At 73.0% G+C, this 18,047-nt stretch carries 19 protein-coding genes and 1 pseudogene; 8 read left to right on the top strand and 12 right to left on the bottom strand.

Annotation, left to right across the window (positions count from 1 at the left end; genetic code table 11):
* The 10 genes from ACGFMK_RS46055 to ACGFMK_RS46010 all read right to left on the bottom strand — a co-directional run.
* On the bottom strand, positions 1-389 hold a 389-nt coding region (locus ACGFMK_RS46055; protein WP_392777432.1), incomplete at its 3' end, for a GAF domain-containing protein.
* Between the two features lie 70 nt (positions 390-459).
* Positions 460-1,701: an NAD(P)/FAD-dependent oxidoreductase gene (locus tag ACGFMK_RS46050; RefSeq protein ID WP_392777429.1), complete on the bottom strand. Its 1,242-nt coding sequence runs from the start codon at positions 1,699-1,701 to the stop codon at positions 460-462.
* Positions 1,702-1,703: 2 nt separating this feature from the next.
* Complete coding sequence (locus tag ACGFMK_RS46045) at positions 1,704-3,083, bottom strand: cryptochrome/photolyase family protein (RefSeq protein ID WP_392777426.1); 1,380 nt, start codon at positions 3,081-3,083, stop codon at positions 1,704-1,706.
* Positions 3,080-4,624 (bottom strand): FAD-dependent oxidoreductase, encoded by a 1,545-nt coding sequence (locus ACGFMK_RS46040; protein ID WP_392777423.1) that lies wholly within the window; start codon positions 4,622-4,624, stop codon positions 3,080-3,082. Before ACGFMK_RS46040 ends, ACGFMK_RS46045 begins: the two co-directional genes overlap by 4 nt.
* Entirely contained in the window at positions 4,621-5,358 is a 738-nt protein-coding gene (locus ACGFMK_RS46035) for a class I SAM-dependent methyltransferase (RefSeq protein ID WP_392777420.1), read from the bottom strand. The genes ACGFMK_RS46040 and ACGFMK_RS46035 overlap by 4 nt, the downstream gene beginning before the upstream one ends.
* A complete protein-coding gene (locus ACGFMK_RS46030) occupies positions 5,355-5,675 on the bottom strand; it encodes a lycopene cyclase domain-containing protein (protein ID WP_392777417.1) in 321 nt (106 codons plus the stop codon). Before ACGFMK_RS46030 ends, ACGFMK_RS46035 begins: the two co-directional genes overlap by 4 nt.
* Positions 5,672-6,013 carry a lycopene cyclase domain-containing protein gene (locus ACGFMK_RS46025; RefSeq protein WP_392777414.1) on the bottom strand — a complete coding sequence of 114 codons (342 nt, stop codon included), beginning with the start codon at positions 6,011-6,013 and terminating at the stop codon, positions 5,672-5,674. Before ACGFMK_RS46025 ends, ACGFMK_RS46030 begins: the two co-directional genes overlap by 4 nt.
* A 2-nt stretch (positions 6,014-6,015) precedes the next feature.
* Positions 6,016-6,975 (bottom strand): phytoene/squalene synthase family protein, encoded by a 960-nt coding sequence (locus tag ACGFMK_RS46020; protein WP_392777411.1) that lies wholly within the window; start codon positions 6,973-6,975, stop codon positions 6,016-6,018.
* On the bottom strand, positions 6,972-8,453 hold the full coding sequence (crtI, locus tag ACGFMK_RS46015; RefSeq protein WP_392777408.1) for a phytoene desaturase family protein: 1,482 nt from the start codon (positions 8,451-8,453) through the stop codon (positions 6,972-6,974). The genes ACGFMK_RS46020 and crtI overlap by 4 nt, the downstream gene beginning before the upstream one ends.
* Positions 8,450-9,547 carry a polyprenyl synthetase family protein gene (locus ACGFMK_RS46010; RefSeq protein WP_392777405.1) on the bottom strand — a complete coding sequence of 366 codons (1,098 nt, stop codon included), beginning with the start codon at positions 9,545-9,547 and terminating at the stop codon, positions 8,450-8,452. The genes crtI and ACGFMK_RS46010 overlap by 4 nt, the downstream gene beginning before the upstream one ends.
* Positions 9,548-9,662: 115 nt before the next feature.
* Here ACGFMK_RS46010 and ACGFMK_RS46005 point away from each other — a divergent pair, with 115 nt between their 5' ends.
* Both ACGFMK_RS46005 and ACGFMK_RS46000 read left to right on the top strand, forming a co-directional pair.
* Complete coding sequence (locus ACGFMK_RS46005) at positions 9,663-10,553, top strand: MerR family transcriptional regulator (RefSeq protein ID WP_392777435.1); 891 nt, start codon at positions 9,663-9,665, stop codon at positions 10,551-10,553.
* 97 nt (positions 10,554-10,650) lie between these two features.
* Positions 10,651-11,667, top strand: a complete 1,017-nt coding sequence (locus ACGFMK_RS46000; RefSeq protein WP_392777402.1) for a DUF5914 domain-containing protein — start codon at positions 10,651-10,653, stop codon at positions 11,665-11,667.
* Between the two features lie 33 nt (positions 11,668-11,700).
* Here ACGFMK_RS46000 and ACGFMK_RS45995 read toward each other — a convergent pair whose 3' ends face one another.
* Positions 11,701-12,864, bottom strand: coding sequence for an epoxide hydrolase family protein (locus tag ACGFMK_RS45995; RefSeq protein ID WP_392777398.1), 1,164 nt, complete (start codon positions 12,862-12,864; stop codon positions 11,701-11,703).
* Positions 12,865-12,982: 118 nt separating this feature from the next.
* Here ACGFMK_RS45995 and ACGFMK_RS45990 point away from each other — a divergent pair, with 118 nt between their 5' ends.
* From ACGFMK_RS45990 to ACGFMK_RS45965, 6 genes are all read left to right on the top strand, one after another.
* Positions 12,983-13,552 carry a TetR/AcrR family transcriptional regulator gene (locus tag ACGFMK_RS45990; RefSeq protein WP_392777395.1) on the top strand — a complete coding sequence of 190 codons (570 nt, stop codon included), beginning with the start codon at positions 12,983-12,985 and terminating at the stop codon, positions 13,550-13,552.
* A gap of 204 nt (positions 13,553-13,756) precedes the next feature.
* A complete protein-coding gene (locus ACGFMK_RS45985) occupies positions 13,757-13,894 on the top strand; it encodes a hypothetical protein (RefSeq protein WP_392777392.1) in 138 nt (45 codons plus the stop codon).
* 72 nt (positions 13,895-13,966) lie between these two features.
* The gene (locus tag ACGFMK_RS45980; RefSeq protein ID WP_392777389.1) at positions 13,967-14,500 is read left to right on the top strand and encodes a MauE/DoxX family redox-associated membrane protein; all 534 of its coding nucleotides are present in this window, start codon (positions 13,967-13,969) and stop codon (positions 14,498-14,500) included.
* 12 nt (positions 14,501-14,512) lie between these two features.
* Positions 14,513-15,004: a TlpA family protein disulfide reductase gene (locus ACGFMK_RS45975; RefSeq protein WP_392777386.1), complete on the top strand. Its 492-nt coding sequence runs from the start codon at positions 14,513-14,515 to the stop codon at positions 15,002-15,004.
* On the top strand, positions 15,001-16,791 hold the full coding sequence (locus ACGFMK_RS45970) for an ABC transporter ATP-binding protein (protein WP_392777383.1): 1,791 nt from the start codon (positions 15,001-15,003) through the stop codon (positions 16,789-16,791). Before ACGFMK_RS45975 ends, ACGFMK_RS45970 begins: the two co-directional genes overlap by 4 nt.
* Positions 16,791-17,192, top strand: coding sequence for a S26 family signal peptidase (locus ACGFMK_RS45965; RefSeq protein ID WP_392777380.1), 402 nt, complete (start codon positions 16,791-16,793; stop codon positions 17,190-17,192). Before ACGFMK_RS45970 ends, ACGFMK_RS45965 begins: the two co-directional genes overlap by 1 nt.
* Here the strand turns inward: ACGFMK_RS45965 and ACGFMK_RS45960 are convergent.
* Positions 17,129-18,047 (bottom strand): annotated as a pseudogene (locus ACGFMK_RS45960) (SARP family transcriptional regulator); the annotation flags it as partial. The gene ACGFMK_RS45965 and the pseudogene ACGFMK_RS45960 overlap by 64 nt on opposite strands.

Below are 18,047 nucleotides of genomic sequence, written 5' to 3'. Positions count from 1 at the left end.
GCGGACAGGTAGCCGAGCACCGCGGACTCGCCGGCGGCCGCCGTGAACCCGGGCCACCGCTGCGCCGCCTCGGCCGCTTTGACCCGCTGGAGTTCTCCGGTGCGGGCGGCCTCCAGGCAGGGGCCTTGTCCGGCCTCGTACTGGGCCTGGTCGATGCGGTGCGCCCGGTCACCGGTCGCCGTCGCCGTGTAGGGGGCGCCGTCACGCAACAGGGTGATGCTGGCGAACTCCGCGTCCGGTACGGCGTGCACGACCTGCCGGCACACCCGCTGCAGGACCAGCGACAGCTCCTCTTGTTCCGCGAAGGTTCCGGTCAGCCGATCCAGCGCGGTGGTGACGTCGTCCACTCGCCGCGCGGCGTCCCGCTCGTCAAGCAGGTTCTCGTCCATGGGGTGCTCCTCGAGAGTCGCTACGTTCGGCGTCACGGGCCGGCCGCCCGTCCTCGCATGCGGCGGCCCCCTAACGTGCACCGGTCGGAGCCAAGCCGGCCGAAACAGCGCGTGCCGTGCGGCCGCCGGAGGCGAGCGCTCCCTGCAGCGAGCTGGTGTCCCGGTGGTCTCCGCAGACGTAGAGGCCGTCACCCAGCCCGACCGGGCGGCGAATCTCGTGCGGCGGGCGCATGACGGGCAAGCCGTGGGCGATCTCGTAGCGCTGGAGCAGCGGCCAGCGGCTCGCGTCCGTGCGGTACAACCGACCGAGAGCCGCGCGCACTTCGGCGTCCGGCAGCGAGCTGAGCGCCGACGCGCTGACGAGGACGCGGCCCGCCGGGGCGTAGCTCGGGCACACCTCGCTGAGCACCGTCGTGTTCACGACCGGACCGCCGCGGGCGTCGACCACGATGACCGGCTCCCGCAGCGGCGCCGCCGGTGGGGTGAAGTACCACGTCGTGACGCCGTTCCAGGCCGGTTCCGCAATCCCGTCGAGCAGGCGGGAAGCGGTGGTGCCGTCGGTCGCCACGACCACCGCCCGCGCCCGCCACGTATCGCCACCCGCCGTCCGGACGAGTCCCGGCCGGACCTGGTCGACCGGCGTGTTCGTCCGGACGGAACCGGACGGCAGCCGCCGGGCGAGCTGACGCGGCAGCTCGCCCATCCCCAGCGCGGGCAGCGACGGCGCGGAACGCAGGAAGCTGCGCCACACGAGCTGGAAGAAGCGGCCGGACGTCGCCAGCTCCGGCTCGAGGAACACCCCGGACAGGAACGGGCGGAACACGGTTTCCAGCGCGCGTTCCGACACCCCCGCCTTCCGCAGTTCTTCAGCGGTGGAGCGGTCTTCGCCGTGGACGATCGCCCGCGCCGGACCGGCGGCGACGCGCGCGGACAGCGCGGCCAGGGCGGCGAGGTCCTTCGCCGAGAGGTAGCGGCGGGCAGCGATGTCCCGGAGGGCCTTGGGCGCGTCGAGGGGGTGGCCGAGCAGCGACAGGCGATCGTCGTCGGCGACCCGGATCGCGCGCCAGAACCGCCCGAGCCGCAGCGCGTCGACGTCCACCAGCCGCCGGATGGCCGGATAGGCCGGGTTGAGGATCTGAAAGCCCCGGTCGAGGCGGAAGCCGTCGACGACGTCGGTGCGGACCCGCCCGCCGACGTCGTCGGAGCCTTCGAGCACGGTGCACGGGACCCCCGCCCGGTGCAGGTGCAGTGCGGCGGCCAGCCCGGCGAGGCCGGCGCCGACGATCACCACGCCCGTGTCGTGAGTGGCCATCGTCAAGCTCCTCCTCGGTTGTTCGCGCGGGCGTTCTTGAACCGCTCCGCCGCGTCGCGCAGATCGACCAGCGGCCGCCGGTACCCGGTCTCCGCGAGCTCGGCGGCGGTCAGCTTCCAGGGTTCGTGGACCGCGGGCCCGCGGATGTCGCGCAGCTCGGGGACGTACCTGCGCACGTAGTCGCCGGACGGGTCGTAGCGGTGGGCCTGCAGCACCGGGTTGAGAATGCGGTTCGGCCGGCTGTCGGTCCCGGTGCCGGCCACCCACTGCCAGTTCAGCTGGTTGTTGGCCACGTCGCAGTCCACCAGCAGCTCGGTGAAGTGCCGCGCGCCCAGACGCCAGTCCAGGTAGAGGGTCTTGGTCAGGAAGCTGCCCACGATGAGACGCGCCCGGTTGTGCAGCCAGCCTTCCCGCGCGAGCTGACGCATCCCGGCGTCCACGATCGGGTAGCCGGTGTGGCCGGAGCACCACGCTTCGAACTCGCGGCCCGGCCGGCGCCACCGGTCCGCGCGTGAGCGGTAGTCCTCGGTGGCGCACTCCGGCCGGGCCGCGAGCACCTGGTGGTGGAAGTCGCGCCAGGCCAGCTGCCGGGTGAACGCCCGGGCGCCCGCGGATCCCGTCCCGGCGCGGTGCAGCAGCTCCGTGACCGAAATCGTGCCGAAGTGCAGGTGTGGTGACAGCCGGGAGGTCCCTTCGCCGGCCATGTCGTCGTGGAGCGCCTCGTAGCCGTCGATCGCCTCGGTCACCCAGCGCGTCATCAGCTCACGCCCGGCGACCTCGCCACCCGGGGCGAGGTCGGGCGAGCGGTCCCCGGCGCAGATCCGGTCCGGCGTCGGCAGGGCCGCGGAACGGAGGCGGGGCACGGTGAGCCGCCGGGGCGGCCGCAGGACACCCCGCTTCGGTGCACCGGACCACTTGCGGAAGTACGGCGTGAACACCGCGAAGTGGTCGCTGCCACCGGACGGCGTCACCGAACGCGGTGCGACCGCCGTGATGGACGCGTCGTGGACGTGCAATGCGACGCCTTCGTGTCCGAGCGCCTCGCGAAGGGCGTCTTCGCGGCGGCGTGCGAAGCCGCTGACGTCGGCCGCGACGTGGACTTCGCCGACCGCGTGGTCGCGGACCAGGCGCAGCACCTCGCCGACCACCGCGCCCCGGCGCAGAACGAGCTCACCACCTAGTTCGCGCAGTCCGGTGTCGAGGTCCTTCAGGCTGTCGGCCAGGAAGGCCGCCCGGTTGGGGCGGTTGAACGGGCGGGTCGTGATCGCGTCGTCGAGCACGAACAACGGGATGCACCGGGCCGCCGCGGCGGCGGCGTGCAGGACGGGGTTGTCGTGCACCCGTAGATCCCGGGTGAACAAGGCGATCGAGGCGCTCGTCATCGGGTGTCCTTTGTCCGAGCGGCGAGGCGGTTGAGCAGACCGAGGCGGCCTCGGTTGGGCACCGAATGGAGGGGATGGCCCGCGACGCCCCAGCCGGTCAGCAGCCGGTTGGCGGCGCTCCAGCCGGTGGTCGCGGCGCGTTCCATCAACGCGACCGGCAGGTCGACGCGGACGCCGTCGCCGGCGAGCACGAGGCCCGGGGTCGTGGTGGTCACCGTCGGCCTGCTCGCGAAGGTCCCCACGCCGAACAGCGGGCAGTCTTCCCGCCACACCGTGATGTCGTCGACGGTGCGGGCCGCCGCGGTCTCCGGGTAGATCTCGTGCAGGCGTTCGTCCAGCTGCTTCGCCAGACTGTCCACATCGGACGTCGTGGCGGCGTAGGCGTGCAGTTCGACCACGGAGCCGCCCGTGTCCCGCGCCCAGCGGCGGGCTTCGCCCTCGAACCGGTCGAGGACGCTGATGTTGTCCAGCGGGACCAGGCTGCCGGTGCCGAGGAAAGCCGGCCGCTCCGGCCGCAGCGGCCGGTCGAGCCACAACCGGCGGACGAGGAACCCCGGTGCCGGCCGGAGCCCGGCGATCGAGGAGCGCCACGCCGGGGTGCCCAGTTCGGGTGAGGCGTCGACGATCGCCTGGAGACCGCGCAAGTCGCACGCCAGCACGACCGCGTCGAACTCCTCCGCCGGTCCCTGTGCTGTGGTCACGTGGAACACACCACGGCGGCGGTCGATCGTTTCGACGGTGCTGCCGGTGTGGATGTCCGTCCGCCGGCCGGCCAGGTAGTCCGCCAACGGCGACCAGAGAGCGTCGGGGAAGGGCTCGGTCGGCACGTCGAAGACCAGGCCCTCGCTCGAGCCGAGGAAGTAGATGTGGAACATCGCGGCGAGCTCCGCGGCCGACAGCTCGCGAGGATCGGCGAAGAAGCTCCGGGAGAAGACCTCGAACGCGAGGTGCTTGGCCGCGGCCGGGAACTTCAGGCGGTCGAGGAAGGTGGCGGCGTCGAGGTGGTCGAGGCGGTCGTAGACGCCGGGAACGTCGACGGTGGCCAGGGGCAGCGCGGCGCGCGGGTCGAGGGCCAGCAGGTCGCGGGGCCGGAAAGTGGGGCTGCGCCAGGCGAACGCGAGCGCGTTCAGCGGCGGCCTCCGCGGCAGCCCGGCGAACGTGTCGGTGCGGCCGTGGGCGTCGAGCAGCGGGTAGTCCTCGAGCGGTGTGAGCCGGTCAAGCCGGGGGTCGGTGCGCCTCAGCAGCGCGCGCAGATTGTAGTACTGCCGGAAGAACGCGTGGAAGCCCCGGCTCATGGTGACGCCGGTTCCGTCGGCCAGCCGGGCCGGCCAGCCGCCGACCCGGCCGCCGAGATACGTTTCCCGCTCGTGGACCGTCACGTCGGCCCCGCGTTCGGCGAGGCCGGTCGCCGCGGTCAGCCCGGCGATGCCCCCGCCGATGACCGCCACCTTCGGCCGCCGGTCCAGCCGGTCGGCCGACGGCAGCCCGGCCGGCGCGGGATGGTGCGCGATCCTGCGGTCGCGGCCGAGAGGTGCGCTCACACCGCCGCCCGGGGTTTGCGGCCCACGAAGGTGTGGACGATCCCGTGCTGCCAGCCGGACATCGTCGCGGAGCGCACGTCGGTGAATCCCGCGGCGCCGAGCCGGTCGCGCAGCGCGCCGACGCCGTCGAAGCCGAGCACACTGCGCCGCAGGTGCCGGTAGAGCGTCGCGTCGCCGGTGGTGAACCGGCCCAGCGGGATGATGATCGTGGCGCACACGACGTTCCAGACGAGCCTGGCTCGCGCCGAGTCGGCGACCGAGTACTCGTGCAGGGCGATCGGAGCGCCGGAGCCGAGCAGCGCGCCGAGGCCGCGCAGCCGGGCGTCCGGATCGGCGAGGTTGCGCACCAGGTAGGCCGCGAGGACCGCGTCGAACGGGCCGGTGATCCCGGAGCCGCCCAGGTCCTCGACCGTGGTGTGCACGAACTCGACCGGTTTCGGCCAGCGCTTGCGCCGGGCTTGCGCGAGCATCTCCGCCGAGGCGTCGAAGGCGGTGACGTCGGCGGCCGGGTAGACGTCGAGCAGGGCCGCGGTCGACGCGCCGGTGCCACAGCCCGCGTCGAGGATGCGCAGCCCGGCACCGGCACCGGGCAGGCCGAGCCGCCGGGCCGACCACCGGAGGTGCTTGTGGTAACCGGGGTTGGCGCCGACCAGGCGGTCGTAGGACGCGGCTTCGGTGTCGAAGGCCGCCGGGACCTGGGCGCGGGGCAGGCCGTCTTCCGCCAGGGAGCTCATCGGGTGTCCTCTTTCCGTGCCGCGCGCTCCCACATCAGCAGGACCGCGGTGACCAGGGCGAAGCCGAACAGGAAGTCCTCGACCGGGATGTCCCAGGGGAAGCGGAGCCCGGTGAGGTGCCGGGGGTCGTACCGCACGATGGCGTGGGACAGCTTGGTCAGCCAGCCGTCCACCGGGATCTGGAAGCCGGTCACGATGACGATGGCCGCCCAGTAGGCGGGTTTGCGGAACAGCCCGGTCCGCAGGACGCGGAGTTCGAGGGCGACGACCGCGACCACGGCGGCCACGGCGGGCACCGTGTAGCCCCACGGGATCACCGCCGCACCCGCTTCGAGGAGAGACGCCGCACGACCGGCACGATCAGGCCGACCGCCTCGTAGGTGAGGATCCCGCAGATCGGGACGACGACGAAGAAGAGCACCTCTTCGAGCGGGATGCCGAACGGGGCGAGGATCCCGGTGAGGCTCTCCGGCGCGTAGTCCCAGACCCCGCCGGCGATGGCGATCCCGTCCCACACCAGGAAGACGAGCGCCACGGGCAGGATCGCGCGCACGAGCCGGCCCGGCCGCCGGTACACCCGGGCGCCCGCCAGCTCGAGCGGCAGCGTGACGAGGACGCACAGGCCGAGGACGGCGAGGTATTCGAGCTTGCCCATGGTCACGACACCGCCGCGGGAGCCGGCGCGGGGTTGCGCAGCTGCAGCCATTGGGCGCGGGTGAGGGCGCCGGCGGCGATCACCACCCGGCGCGTCCGCGGCACGGCGGCCCGGCCGGCGAAGACGTTGTGCCCGGCGCGCTCGATGCGGTCGAGGATCTCCGAGTAGAGCCGGAACGCCGTGGCCACACAGGCCCGCGACACCGGGTGCAGCATGGCGATCCCGGGCCTGGCCTGGTCGTAAACCGTTCTGGTGACGGCGATCTGGGCGGCGAGCGCGTCCCGCACCCGCTGGTCGACCCGGCCGTGTTCGGCGCACCAGGCCAGCCGGTCGCGGTCCACCCCGAACTCCGCCAGCTCGTCGGCCGGGAGGTAGACGCGGTCGCGGGCGAGGTCTTCGGCCACGTCACGCAGGAAATTGGTCAGCTGGAACGCTTTTCCCAGCGCCGCCGCGTGGGGCGCTGCTTCGTCCCGGCCGGTGACGGTGCCGAGCACCGGCAGCACCTGCAGGCCGATGACCTCCGCCGAGCCGTGCACGTAGTCGTCGAGCGCGGCGCGCTGCGGGTAGTCGGTCACGGTCAGGTCCATCCGCATCGACCGGAAGAAGGCGCGGAAGTGCTCACGCGCGATGCCGTAGCGCGCGCAGGCGTCGATCACGGCCGCGAGGAGCGGGTCGTCGCTGCGGCCGGCACCGAACGCCGCGAAGAACCGCTTCTCGACGGCCTTGAGCTCGGCCGCGATCGTGGCGGGCGTCGATCCCGGGGCCGGTTCGTCGACGATGTCGTCCAGCCACCGGGCGAAACCGTAGAGGGCGTGGACGGCCGGACGCTGGGGCGGGGACAGCAGCCTGGTGGCGAGGAAGTAGGTCCGGCCGTGGCGCGCGTTCAGCTCCCGGCACCGCTGGTAGGCCGAGCGCAGGACCGGCTCGCGGATGCCGGCGGCGTCCAGTTCCCTGCGCGTCATCGGGCACCCTCTGGTCCGGTGATGCGGTCGGCGGCCAGCCGCCCGGACAGCAGGACGGTCGGCACGCCGACGCCGGGAACCGTGCCGCCGCCGGCCAGCACGACGTTCTCCGCGCCGCGTGGCAGGTTCCGCGGCCGGAACGGTCCGGTTTGGACGAACGAGTGCGCGTAGCTGAACGGGGTACCGGCGACCATGCCGCGCGCGGCCCAGTCCGCGGGGCTGATCACGTGGGACATCTCCACCTCCAGACCGGGCAGCAGGCGTTTGCGGGCTTCGTCGAGCACCGCCGCCGCGTAGGGTTCGGCTTCCCTGGCCCAGTCGATCGGCGCGCGCCGGAGGTTGGGCGTCGGTGCGAGGATCGAGAACAGGTGCCGCTTCGCCGGCGCCAGGCCCGGATCGCTGACGGTGGGCCGGGTGATCAGCAGCGAGGGGTCGCTCATCAGCCGTCCTTCGGTGATCAGCTCGTCGAACGTCGAGGCCCACCGCTCGCCGAAGGAGATGGTGTGGTGCCCGACGTCGGGCCAGTCCCCGGAAGCGCCCACGTGCACGACCAGGGCCGACGGCGCGGGGGAGAGGGCGAGCGGCCGGCGCGGGGTCCGGCCCAGCAGCCGGTAGCTTTCGGTCAGTTCGGCGGTGAGGACGACGGCGTCGCAGGCGATCCGGTCGCCGGTGGTGGTCAGGACCGCGGTCACCCGATCTCCGCGTCGTTCCAGCGCGTCGGCTCCGTCGTCGTAGCGGAACCGCACGCCGGCCGCTTCGGCCGCCGCGGCCAGCGCGCGAGGTAGCGCGGCGATGCCGCCTTCGGGGAAGAACACGCCGCCCACGGTGTCCATGTAGGAGATCACCGCGTACAACGCCAGGGCCCGCATCGGCGACTCGCCCGCGTAAAGGGCCTGGAAGGTGAAGACCCGGCGCAGCCGCTCGTCGCCGAGGAACGAGGAGATCCTCGGCTCGAGACGGCGGAAGCCGCCGAGGGCGACCAGCCGGGCGAGGTCGCGGGAAACGAGGCCCAGAGGCGAATCGATGTTCGACGCGATGAACCGGTCGAACTCGGCCCGGTAGAGCCGCGTCAGCCACCGGCGCAGCCTGAGGTAGCCGGCGGCCTCGGCCGGCCCGGCGAACGCGCGGACCGCGTCGGCCATCGCCTCGGCGTCCGCATGCACCGCCAGCCGGCTGCCGTCGGCGAAGGACGCCGTGTAGGCCGGATCCAGCTGTCGCAACGGCAGGTACCCGGCCATGTCGGCGCCGGCCGCGGCGAAGGTGTCGCGCACGATGCCGGGCATGGTCAGCACGGTCGGGCCGGTGTCGAGCGAGTAGCCGTCCAGCTCCACCCGCCCGGCCCGGCCGCCGGGTCCCGGTCCTCGCTCGAGGACGGTGACCCGCCGGCCCCGCCCGGCGAGGTGCAGCGCCGCCGCCAGCCCCGACAGGCCCGCGCCGACCACGACGATGTCGGTCGTCCGGCCGGGAATCGTCTTCACAGGACCCGATCCGTGCAGCGGGCCGCGAGCACGGCGAGGGTTTCGAGCATCCGCGCGGGGACACCGGCGTCGTCCAGCAATTCCACTGCCTTCCGCACCCGCCGGTCGATCAGCTTCTCCAGCTGATCCGGTGCGCCGGTCGCCGCGATGGTGGCCCGCAGGCCGGCGACGGCGTCGTCGTCGAGGTTCTCCTCGTCCAGCAGGATTTGCAGCTCCTGACGCTGGGCGGCGTCGGCCATCGCCACCGCGAGCACGACGACACTCGAGGCCTTCCGGTCGCGGAGATCCTGGCTCACCGGCTTGCCGGTCAGATCCGGGTCGCCGAAGACGCCGAGCAGGTCGTCGCGGAACTGGAAGGCCTCACCGACCAGGCCGCCGTACTCGCCGAGGGTCCGGAGCACCCGGGCGTCGCAGCCGGCCAGCGCGGCCCCGAACTCCAGGGGCCGGCGGACGGTGTAGTTGCCGGACTTGCGGCGGATCACGTCCAGCACCGCGTCCCAGCTGGGCAGGGTTCTCGCGTCGTTCACCAGGTCGGCGAGCTGGCCGGCGGCCAGTTCGGCGCGCATCGCGTCGTAGTGCGGCCAGCCGCGGGCCAGCGTCGTGCCGGGCAGCCCGCTTTCGCGCAGCATCTGTTCGGACCAGACGAGGAAGAGATCGCCGAACAGGACCGCCGCCGACTCGCCGAACCGCGTGGCCGAGCCACTCCAGCCCTGGTCGCGATGCCAGCGCGCGAACCGGGTGTGCAGCGCGGGCCGGCCGCGGCGCAGGGCCGAGCGATCCATGACGTCGTCCTGGGCCAACGCGAAGCAGTGCAGCAGCTCCAGGCTGGTGGCGGCGCGTACCGCCGCATCGTCCTCGGGCCGGCCGCAGCACCAGCCGGCGTAGGCGAACGCCGGGCGCAGGAACTTCCCGCCGCCGACGAACTCGGGCAGCGCCTCGATCGCGAGCGACCCCTCGCCGCGCCCCCGGAACTGTTCGTCACACCGCTCGGCCACGAAGCCGCTCGCGTGCTCGAGGCAGACGCGGTTCACCGACGTCAGCCAGTCGCCGGGTCCCGTTCTCGACGAGACGACGCCCTCCGTCGTCACCGCCATCCCAGCTCCTCCCCGTCAGGAGTATCGATGCGCAACCGTTGCACATGTGCTGTGGGTTGTCCACACGAGATCCGCCGCGGCGGAAAACCCGGCGAGGTGTGGGATCGTGAGCTCGATGAACGTCGACGCGACCACCGGCACGGGCGGGGCGCCCACTAGGGCGGCCTGGACTCCGGGGAAGGTCGCCGAGCTCTTGGGCGTGTCGCCGGTCACCCTCCGCAGCTGGAGCGCGCGCTACCGGATCGGCCCGGCGACCCCGGAAGACGGCGGGCACCGTCGGTACTCGGATCTCGACGTCCGCCGGCTCCAGCACATGCAGCGCCTCATCGAGCGCGGGATGGGGGCCCGTGAAGCCGCGGCGACGGCGTTCCCCGGCCCCGCGGAAACGCCCGCGGAGGTACCGGTGGCGCAGCGCGTCCGCGAACTCGGCGACGCGGCCGGCGAACTGCGGTTCACCTCGATCGCGGCGATCGTCGACTCCGCCCTGACGGCGCTCGGCGCCGCCGGCACGTGGACCGAAGTGGTCGCGCCCGTGCTGCGGAACCTGGGCGGCCGGTGGCTGCGCGGCGAACCCTGCTTCGAATCGGAATGGGCGCTGAGCCAGGAGGTTTCGGGCGCGTTGCAGCGGTTCACCGCCGGCCGCGAGCCGATGCTCCCCGGCCGCCCGGTGGTGCTGGCCTGCTGTCCCGGCGAACGGCATTCCCTGCCGGTGGAATTCCTGCGGGCGGCCTTGCTGGAGGTGGGCGTCCCGGCGGTCTGCCTCGGGCAGATGGTGCCGGCCGAAACCACGCTCGGGATGGTCTCGAAACTCGAAGCCACCACCGCCGTGCTCTGGTCGATCTCGCCGAGCAGTGCCGACGAACCGCTGGCCCGGCGGCTCCAGCGGCGCGGCGTCACGGTGTGCGCGGCCGGGCCCGGCTGGCCACGGGAGGTCGTCCAGGGACTGCCCTGGGTCGGCGACATGACCGCGGCACTGGAGTTCTTCACCGGCCAACCCGGAGCCTGAATCCCCGGCCGGTAACCGTTGCACGATCGATGCGGATGATCGACGATGTGCTCGTGGGATGCGGACGGCCGGAGTACGGGGATCGGGAGCGTGGTTCATGACGTTGCGGCGGCAGCTCGATCGTCGGTGGCCGCGGGCCTGGCCGATCCAGCCGTTCGGCGAGCCGGGCTGGGCCAAGCAGGAACCGACCTACCGCGACTGCAGCCCGGCCGTGATCGAAGCCGCGGTCAAGCGCGCCGAGGCGCGCCCGTCCGGCAATTGGTACGTCCTCGCCGCGAGCCGGGAAGTCCGCGACGATCGTCCCTTCGGCCGCCGCATCGGGGGCCGGGAGCTGGTCGCGTGGCGCACCCGGGCCGGCGAGCTCAGGGTCGGCCCGGGCGCGTGTCCCCACCTGGGGGCGCCCTTGGCCGAAGCCCGGCTCGACTGCGACCAGCTGGTGTGCCGCTGGCACGGCCTGCGGGTCGGTGGCGAGCGGCAGGCGGGCTGGTCGCCGGTCCCGTCGTTCGACGACGGCGTGCTGGTCTGGGCGAGGCTCGATCGGCTCGGCGGGGAACCGCCGACCGGGCAGCCGGTGGTGCCGGCCCGGCCGCGGCCGGAACACGGTGTCGACGCGGTCGCGACGGTGATCGGCGTGTGCGAGCCGGCCGACGTCGTCGCCAACCGCCTCGACCCGTGGCACGGCGCCTGGTTCCACCCGTACTCCTTCGCCCGGCTGAAGGTGCTCGACGCGCCGGCGGGCATCGACGTCGCGGAAGCCGACGACCGGTTCCTGGTCGAGGTGACCTTCCGGGTGGCAGGCCGGTGGGGAGTGCCGGTGGTGGCCGAGTTCGGGTGCCCGGAACCGCGGACGGTCGTGATGCGCATCGTCGAAGGCGAGGGGTTGGGCAGCGTGGTCGAAACCCACGCGACGCCGCTGGGGAACGGGGTGGACGGCCGCCCCCGAACGGCCGTCATCGAGGCGGTCGTCGCGGCGTCCGACCGCCCGGGGTTCGACGTGGCCCGCAAGGCCGCCGGGGTCTTGCGCCCCCTGATGCGGCGCACCGCCGCCCGGCTCTGGCGCGATGATCTCGCGTACGCCGAGCGCCGCTATTCCCTGCGTGCCGAGGCGCGATGACGGGCTCGGTCTCGAGCATGCGGAGGCGGAGCGTCAGAAACGAAGGGTACGCAGACCGGCGCGGATTTCGCGGACCAGGATCTCGGGCTGTTCCAAGGCCGCGAAGTGCCCGCCCTTCTCGGCCTCGCCGTAGTGGACCAACGTGCTGTAGGTGTCTTCGATCCAGCTCCGGGGCAGGCGTGGGATGTCGCTCGGGAAGACGGTGACCGCGACCGGAAGCGTCAGCTTCGGGCCGGCGAAAGTGCCCGACTTGTTCTCCCAGTAGATGCGGGCGGACGACGCCGCGCTGTTGGTGAACCAGTAGAGGGATATCGCGTCGAGCATGTCGTCCCTGCTGAGGGCGTCTTCGGCGAGCCCGTGGTTGTCGGTCTTGGACTGGAACTTCTCGTAGATCCAGGCGGCTTGACCGGCGGGAGAGTCCGCCAGGGCGAATCCGACGGTCTCCGGCTTCGTGCTCTGGAGGTGGTTCGACCCGCCGAGATCGCCGGTGTAGCGGGCGAGGGTCTCGACGGCGTGGCGCTGTTCGGGCGACAGGGTGTCGGGCATCCGCGCGGGAAAGGCGTACTGGGTGTTCAGGTGAATTCCGAGAAGCCCCTCGGGTCGCATGGCCCCGAGGGCGGTGGTGACGACAGCACCCCAGTCCCCGCCTTGCGCGGCCCAGTTCGGGTAGCCGAGACGCTTCATCAGCTCCACCCACGCGCCGGCGATGCGCGAGACGGTCCACCCGGTCTCCGTGGGCTTCTGGGAGAACCCGAACCCAGGGAGCGAGGGCACGACGACGTCGAACGAATCGGCGGCGTTTCCCCCGAACGAAACCGGATCGGTCAGCGGGCCGATCAGCTTCAGGAACTCGACGATCGAGCCCGGCCACCCGTGCGTGAGAATCAAGGGCATCGCGTGGGGATTCTGGGACCTGACGTGGATGAAGTGGATGTCCAGCCCGTCGATCTCGGTCAGGAACTGGGGGAAGCGGTTGAGTTCGGACTCGAAGCGCCGCCAGTCGTAGCCGTCCTGCCAGTAGCCGACCAGGGACCTGGCGTTCGCCAGGCGAACCCCTTGCGACCAGTCGCCCACCGTTTCCGGGGCGGGCCATCGAGTTCTGGCCAGCCGCTGCTTCAGGTCGTCGATCTCCGCGTCCGGGATCGAGACGGTGAACGGGCGGACGAGGGTCGAGGCCGGCGTCGTCGATGCGGTCATGGTTTTCTCCTGAACTCGCGGCGCAATCGTTCGTTGCACACTGCTGTGCAACGTACTTCATTGCACACCGATGTGCAATGATGGTGCCGTGCCTGCCGAGTCCTCCCGAGTGCGCTCGATGAACGAGACACGCGATCGCATCCTCGACGTCGCCCTCGACGTGCTGGGGGAGCACCCCGACGCCGGAATGGGTGACATCGCCTCCGCGGCCGGCGTCGTCCGCCGCACGGTCTACGGCCACTTCCCGTCGCGCCTCGCCCTGGTTCGGACACTGATGGAACGGGCCGTCGTCGAGATGACGGCCGTGCTCGCCGACGTCAACGCCTCCGGCGCGGAAGCGGACGCGATGTGGGTCGAATTCATCGCCCGCGTCTGGCCGGTGGCGCACCGGTACCGAGTGCTGCTGGCCCTGCGTCGTGGCGAGTACGGCGAGGCGATCCACGGCCTGCTCGGGCCGGTCGACGAGCTCCTCGCCGACCTCGTGAAGCGGGGCCAGGACAGCGATGTGTTCGCGCGGCACCTGCCGGCGGCCCAGCTGAGCCAGCTGGCCTACGGCGTCGTGTTCGCCATCGCGGACAGTGACCCGTCGAACGGGACCCCGGGCGCCCGGGCGGCGACGATCACGAGCCTGCTGATGCTCGGAGTTCCCGAGACCCGCGCGATCGCTCTCGCGGACGACCAGCCCTGAGCCGACGGCGATGAGCTTGCCCGGGCCGGACCTCCTGCCCGGGCAACGAGCTGATCCCGCTGCTCGCGAGCAGTACTGGGCCCCCGGGCTTCCACGCGGCTTCGTTCCGGACCGCCCCAGGGACGGCGTTGTCCTCGATAGCGAACGGATAGCGAGGCTGAGCCACGATCTCCCGGTCGATTCCCGTTAGTGAGAGGAGTGATCATGGCTCGCATGATCAACACCCTGGGTGACCGGTTGCTGGGGCTGTTCCTGCGCGAGGTCAAGGCCGGCGCCTGCGTCCCCGAGCACGGCCAGGTCTGCAAGACGTTCCACTACGACTGCTACGGCAGCTGCAAGTAACCGCGACGCCCAGGCCTTTCCCGTCGCGGCCTCGCGGCGGGAAAGGCGTTGCCGCGCAAAGGAGGTTCACCGATGATCGGCGCCCAGTTCGTGCTCGCCGCCCGGGTCCTGGCCGGGCTCGTGTTCGCGGTCGCGGCCGTCGGCAAGCTCGCCGGACGGGTGCGGCTGGCGGAGTTCGCCGCGTCGCTGGCGCCGCTCGGCCGATCGCCGGTGGGCTGGCTGCCGATCGCCGCCGGGACCGCCGTCGCCGAGCTGGCCGTCGCCGCGCTCGTCGCGTTCTCCGCCACCTACCGGCTCGGGCTCGGGCTGGCGACGGCGGTGATGCTCGTGTTCTGCGCCGCGATCGCCCGTTCGATGCGGCTGGGTCGCCGCGTCACCTGCCGCTGCTTCGGCCGCTCCGGGGCGGTGCTCGGCCGTGCCCACCTCGTCCGCAACGCGCTCCTCGCCGGGTGGGCCGCGGCGGCCCTCGCCGTCCCGCCGGGGCCCGGTCTCGGACTCGACACCGCCGCGGCCGCCGTGCTCGTCGGCGGGTTCGCCGGCCTCGTCGCACTCAACTGGGACAGCCTGGCCGGCCTGGTCGGCAAGGCGGACACCGCCCATCGCTGAAAGAGGTATCTCATGTCGTTCCTGGTGGCCGTGGTCGCGGTGCTGGCCGTGCTGACGGTGCTCAACCTCCTGCTGTCCTCGGCGATCATCCGGATGCTGAACGAGCAGCGCCGGCCGGTGACACCCGCGCTGCCCGCCGTGGGCACCGAAATCGGGGCGTTCGAGGTGACCGACGCCGACGGTCTGACCGTCACCGACCGCGAGCTGGACGACGTGCTCGTCGCGTTCCTGTCGCCGACCTGCGGGCCCTGTCAGCGCATGGCCGGCCGGCTGACCGAGCCGACCGTCGCGTTCGTGCTCGACGGCGGGGACCGGGACAAGGCCGTCGAGTACGCGGCCGGTCTGGGACCCTCCGTGCGCGTCGCCTTCGTCGGCGACCGCAGCCCGGCGGCGGCCGCGTTCGACGCGGGCGACGTCACCCCGACCCTGATCCGCGTGCGGGACCGGCGGATCACCGCCGCCGGCCACGACCTCGACGCCGTGCGTCCGCAGCACGTCCGATGAACCCGTTCCGGGCGGCGGCCCCCGCGTTCGGCATCGCCTGGCGCGCGTCGCGGGTGGCCACCGCCGGCTCGGTCGCGTTGGCGGTGCTCGCCGCGGCCGTGCCGGCGGTGTCGGCGTGGCTGGGAAAGCTGCTGTTCGACGAGCTGGCCGGCGGCCGGGACCGCGGCCTGATCGTGCTGCTGGCCGTCGGCTCGGCGACCGGCCTCGCCGTCGCGACCGCGATCACCGCGGTCGCCTCGTACTGCACCTCGATCGTGCGGGCCAAGGCCGCGATCGAGGCGGAGGACCGCCTGGTCGGCGCGGTCGGTGCCTTGCCGGGGCTGCGCCGGCTCGAGGAGCCGGCGTTCCTGGACCAGGTGCGGCTGGCCGAACAGGGCGCGCAGGAGGCGGCGCCCGCGGTGCTGGCCCTGATCGTCGAGTCGGTGCGCACCCTGATCGCGGTGCTCGCGTTCGGCGGCGCGGTCCTGCTCGTGTGGCCGCCGATGGCCGGGCTGCTCGCCGCGTCACTGGCGGCGACGGCGATCGCCCAGCTGACGTTGTCCCGCCTGCGCGCGCGGGAGACCGAGGCGATGATGACCACCCAGCGCCAGCGGTTCCTGTTCCGCTCGCTGTGCTCGGACATCCGGGCGGCCAAGGAGATCCGGCTCTTCGGCCTCGCGGACCTGTTCCGGTCGCGCATGGTGACCGCCGTCCGCACGGCCACGGCCAGTGAATGCGCCATGCAGCGCCGGATCGCGGTCGCCGGGATCACCGCCGCGATCGTGTCGGCGGTGGTGGCCGGCGTCGCCCTCGTGGTCGCCGCGACCGGCGCCGCCCGCGGGGCGTTGACCATCGGCGACGTAACGTTCTTCACCGCCGCGGTGGCCGGCATCCAGTCACCGGTGGGCTCGCTGCTGGGCCAGCTCGGCCGGGCCGGCGGCTCGCTCGGGTTGTTCAAGCACTACCTCGACGTGGTGACGACCGCACCCGACCTGACCTCCGGGACGGACGCCGTGCCCGAGTTGAAGGCCGGCATCGAACTGCGTGACGTGTGGTTCCGCTACGACCAGACCGGCCCCTGGGTGCTGCGCGGGGTCAACCTCGTGATCCCCGGCGGCGCGGCGGTCGGGCTGGTCGGGGTGAACGGCGCGGGCAAGTCGACGCTCGTGAAGCTGCTGTGCCGCTTCTACGACCCGGACCACGGCCGGATCCTGTGGGACGGCGTCGACATCCGCACCTGCGACCCGGCCGGGTTGCGGGCCCGCATCGGCGCCACGTTTCAGGACTTCACCAGCTACGACCTGACCGCGGCCGACAACATCGGCATCGGCGACGTCACCCGCCTCGGCGATCTCGGCCGCGTCCGCGCGGCGGCCCGCCTGGCCGAGATCGATCCGGCGCTCTCGGCGTTGCCGCGAGGCTACGAAACCCTGCTGTCCCGGGCGTTCCTGGACGTCGACGACAAGGCCGGGGCGGCGCTGTCCGGCGGCCAGTGGCAGCGGGTGGCGCTGGCCCGGTCACTCATGCGCGACGAAGCCGACCTGCTCATCCTCGACGAACCCAGCTCCGGCGTGGACGCCGACGCCGAGACCAGGACCCACGAGGCCCTGCGCGCCCACCGGGCCGGCCGGACGAGCGTGCTGATCTCCCACCGCCTGTCCGCCCTGCGCGGCGCGGACCGGATCGTCGTGCTGGGCGGCGGCCGGGTGATCGAAGAGGGCACCCACGACGAGCTGCTCACCGCGGGCGGCGAGTACGCCCGGCTGTTCTCGTTGCAGGCCAAGGGATACGCGATGGCGGAGGCGTGATGGCCGGGCTCGTCGTGGTCCTGCTGGTGCTGCTGGTCGTGCTGCTGCGCCGCCGTTACGTGGTCGCCCGCGTCCGGGGCTTCAGCATGTCCCCGACCTTCCGCGACGGCGAGCGGGTGGTCGCCACCCGGCGGCGGCACTACCGCGTCGGCGATGTGATCGTCTTCCGGCCGCGATCCGCGGCTACGGACGTCGCGTGGCGCATCAAGCGGATCGCCGCGGTCGCCGGTGACCCGGTCCCCGCCTGGCTGGAGACGGACCACCCGGTCGTCCCGGCCGGCCGGGTGGTGGTGGTCGGCGACAACCCCGGCCACAGCCAGGATTCCCGCCAGCTCGGCTACATCGAGATTTCCGGCGTCGCGGGCGCGGTGCCCGGCCGCCCCGCGCCGGAGGGCAGCTGACCATCGATCTCCGCCAGCACCTTCGCCACCCCGGCTCGTTCGACCGGGCTGTCGAACCGGTCCTGCAGGCGCAGGGCCGCATGGGCGACGCGGCGGGCGGCGGCCCGGTCACCGGCGGCCAGCTCGATCGAGGCCAGGGCGAGCAGCGCGGCGGACTCGGCGTCCGGGCGGCGGGTGCGGCGGGCCAGGCCCAGCGCGCGGTCCGCGGATCGCCGGGCGGCGGACAGGTCGCCGCGGGCGCGATGGACATCGGCTTCGGCGGTGAGACACCAGGTCTGGCCGATCGGGTCGCCGTTCCGCTCCGACAGGCAGCGGGCCTGTCCGGCGAGCTCGGCCGCGACCGCCGCGTCGCCGCGGGCCAAGGCGGTGCGCAGGACCACGAGCCGCACCTGGGCGCGGGTCTTCCAGTCGCCGGCGGCGTCGGCCAGGCGCAGGGCCTTCGTGCCGTGTGCCGTCGCCGCACGGAGGTCGCCGAGGTGGTCCCGGTACAGGGCGGCCAGGGTGCCGTGGCAGCCCGACATCCCGGCCAGGTTGCCGGACTTCCGGAAGCACACGACGGCCTCGCGCAGGGCGGTGATCGCGCGGTGCCAGTCCCGGCAGCGCTCGTGCGCGTCGCCGAGCTTGGTCAGCACCTCCGCCCGCAGCGCGAGGTCGACGTCGCCCAGCGGCACCTCGGTCAGGATGGCGACCACGTCGGCGTACCGGCTGCGGTGCATCCGCGCCGTCGCCGTGACCAGGGCCGCGGTCACCCGCACCACCGGGTCCGAGCCGGCGACGTTCCTCAGCCGCGTGGCCGCCCGGGCGCCGTGGTCGGACAGGTCGAGCCGCACGAGCGGCGCGCGCAGCACCAGCAGC

Origin of the sequence: Amycolatopsis sp. NPDC049252 (assembly GCF_043197175.1) — a bacterium.
GTDB lineage: Bacteria > Actinomycetota > Actinomycetes > Mycobacteriales > Pseudonocardiaceae > Amycolatopsis.
This window is presented reverse-complemented; position numbering and strand designations above follow the sequence as displayed.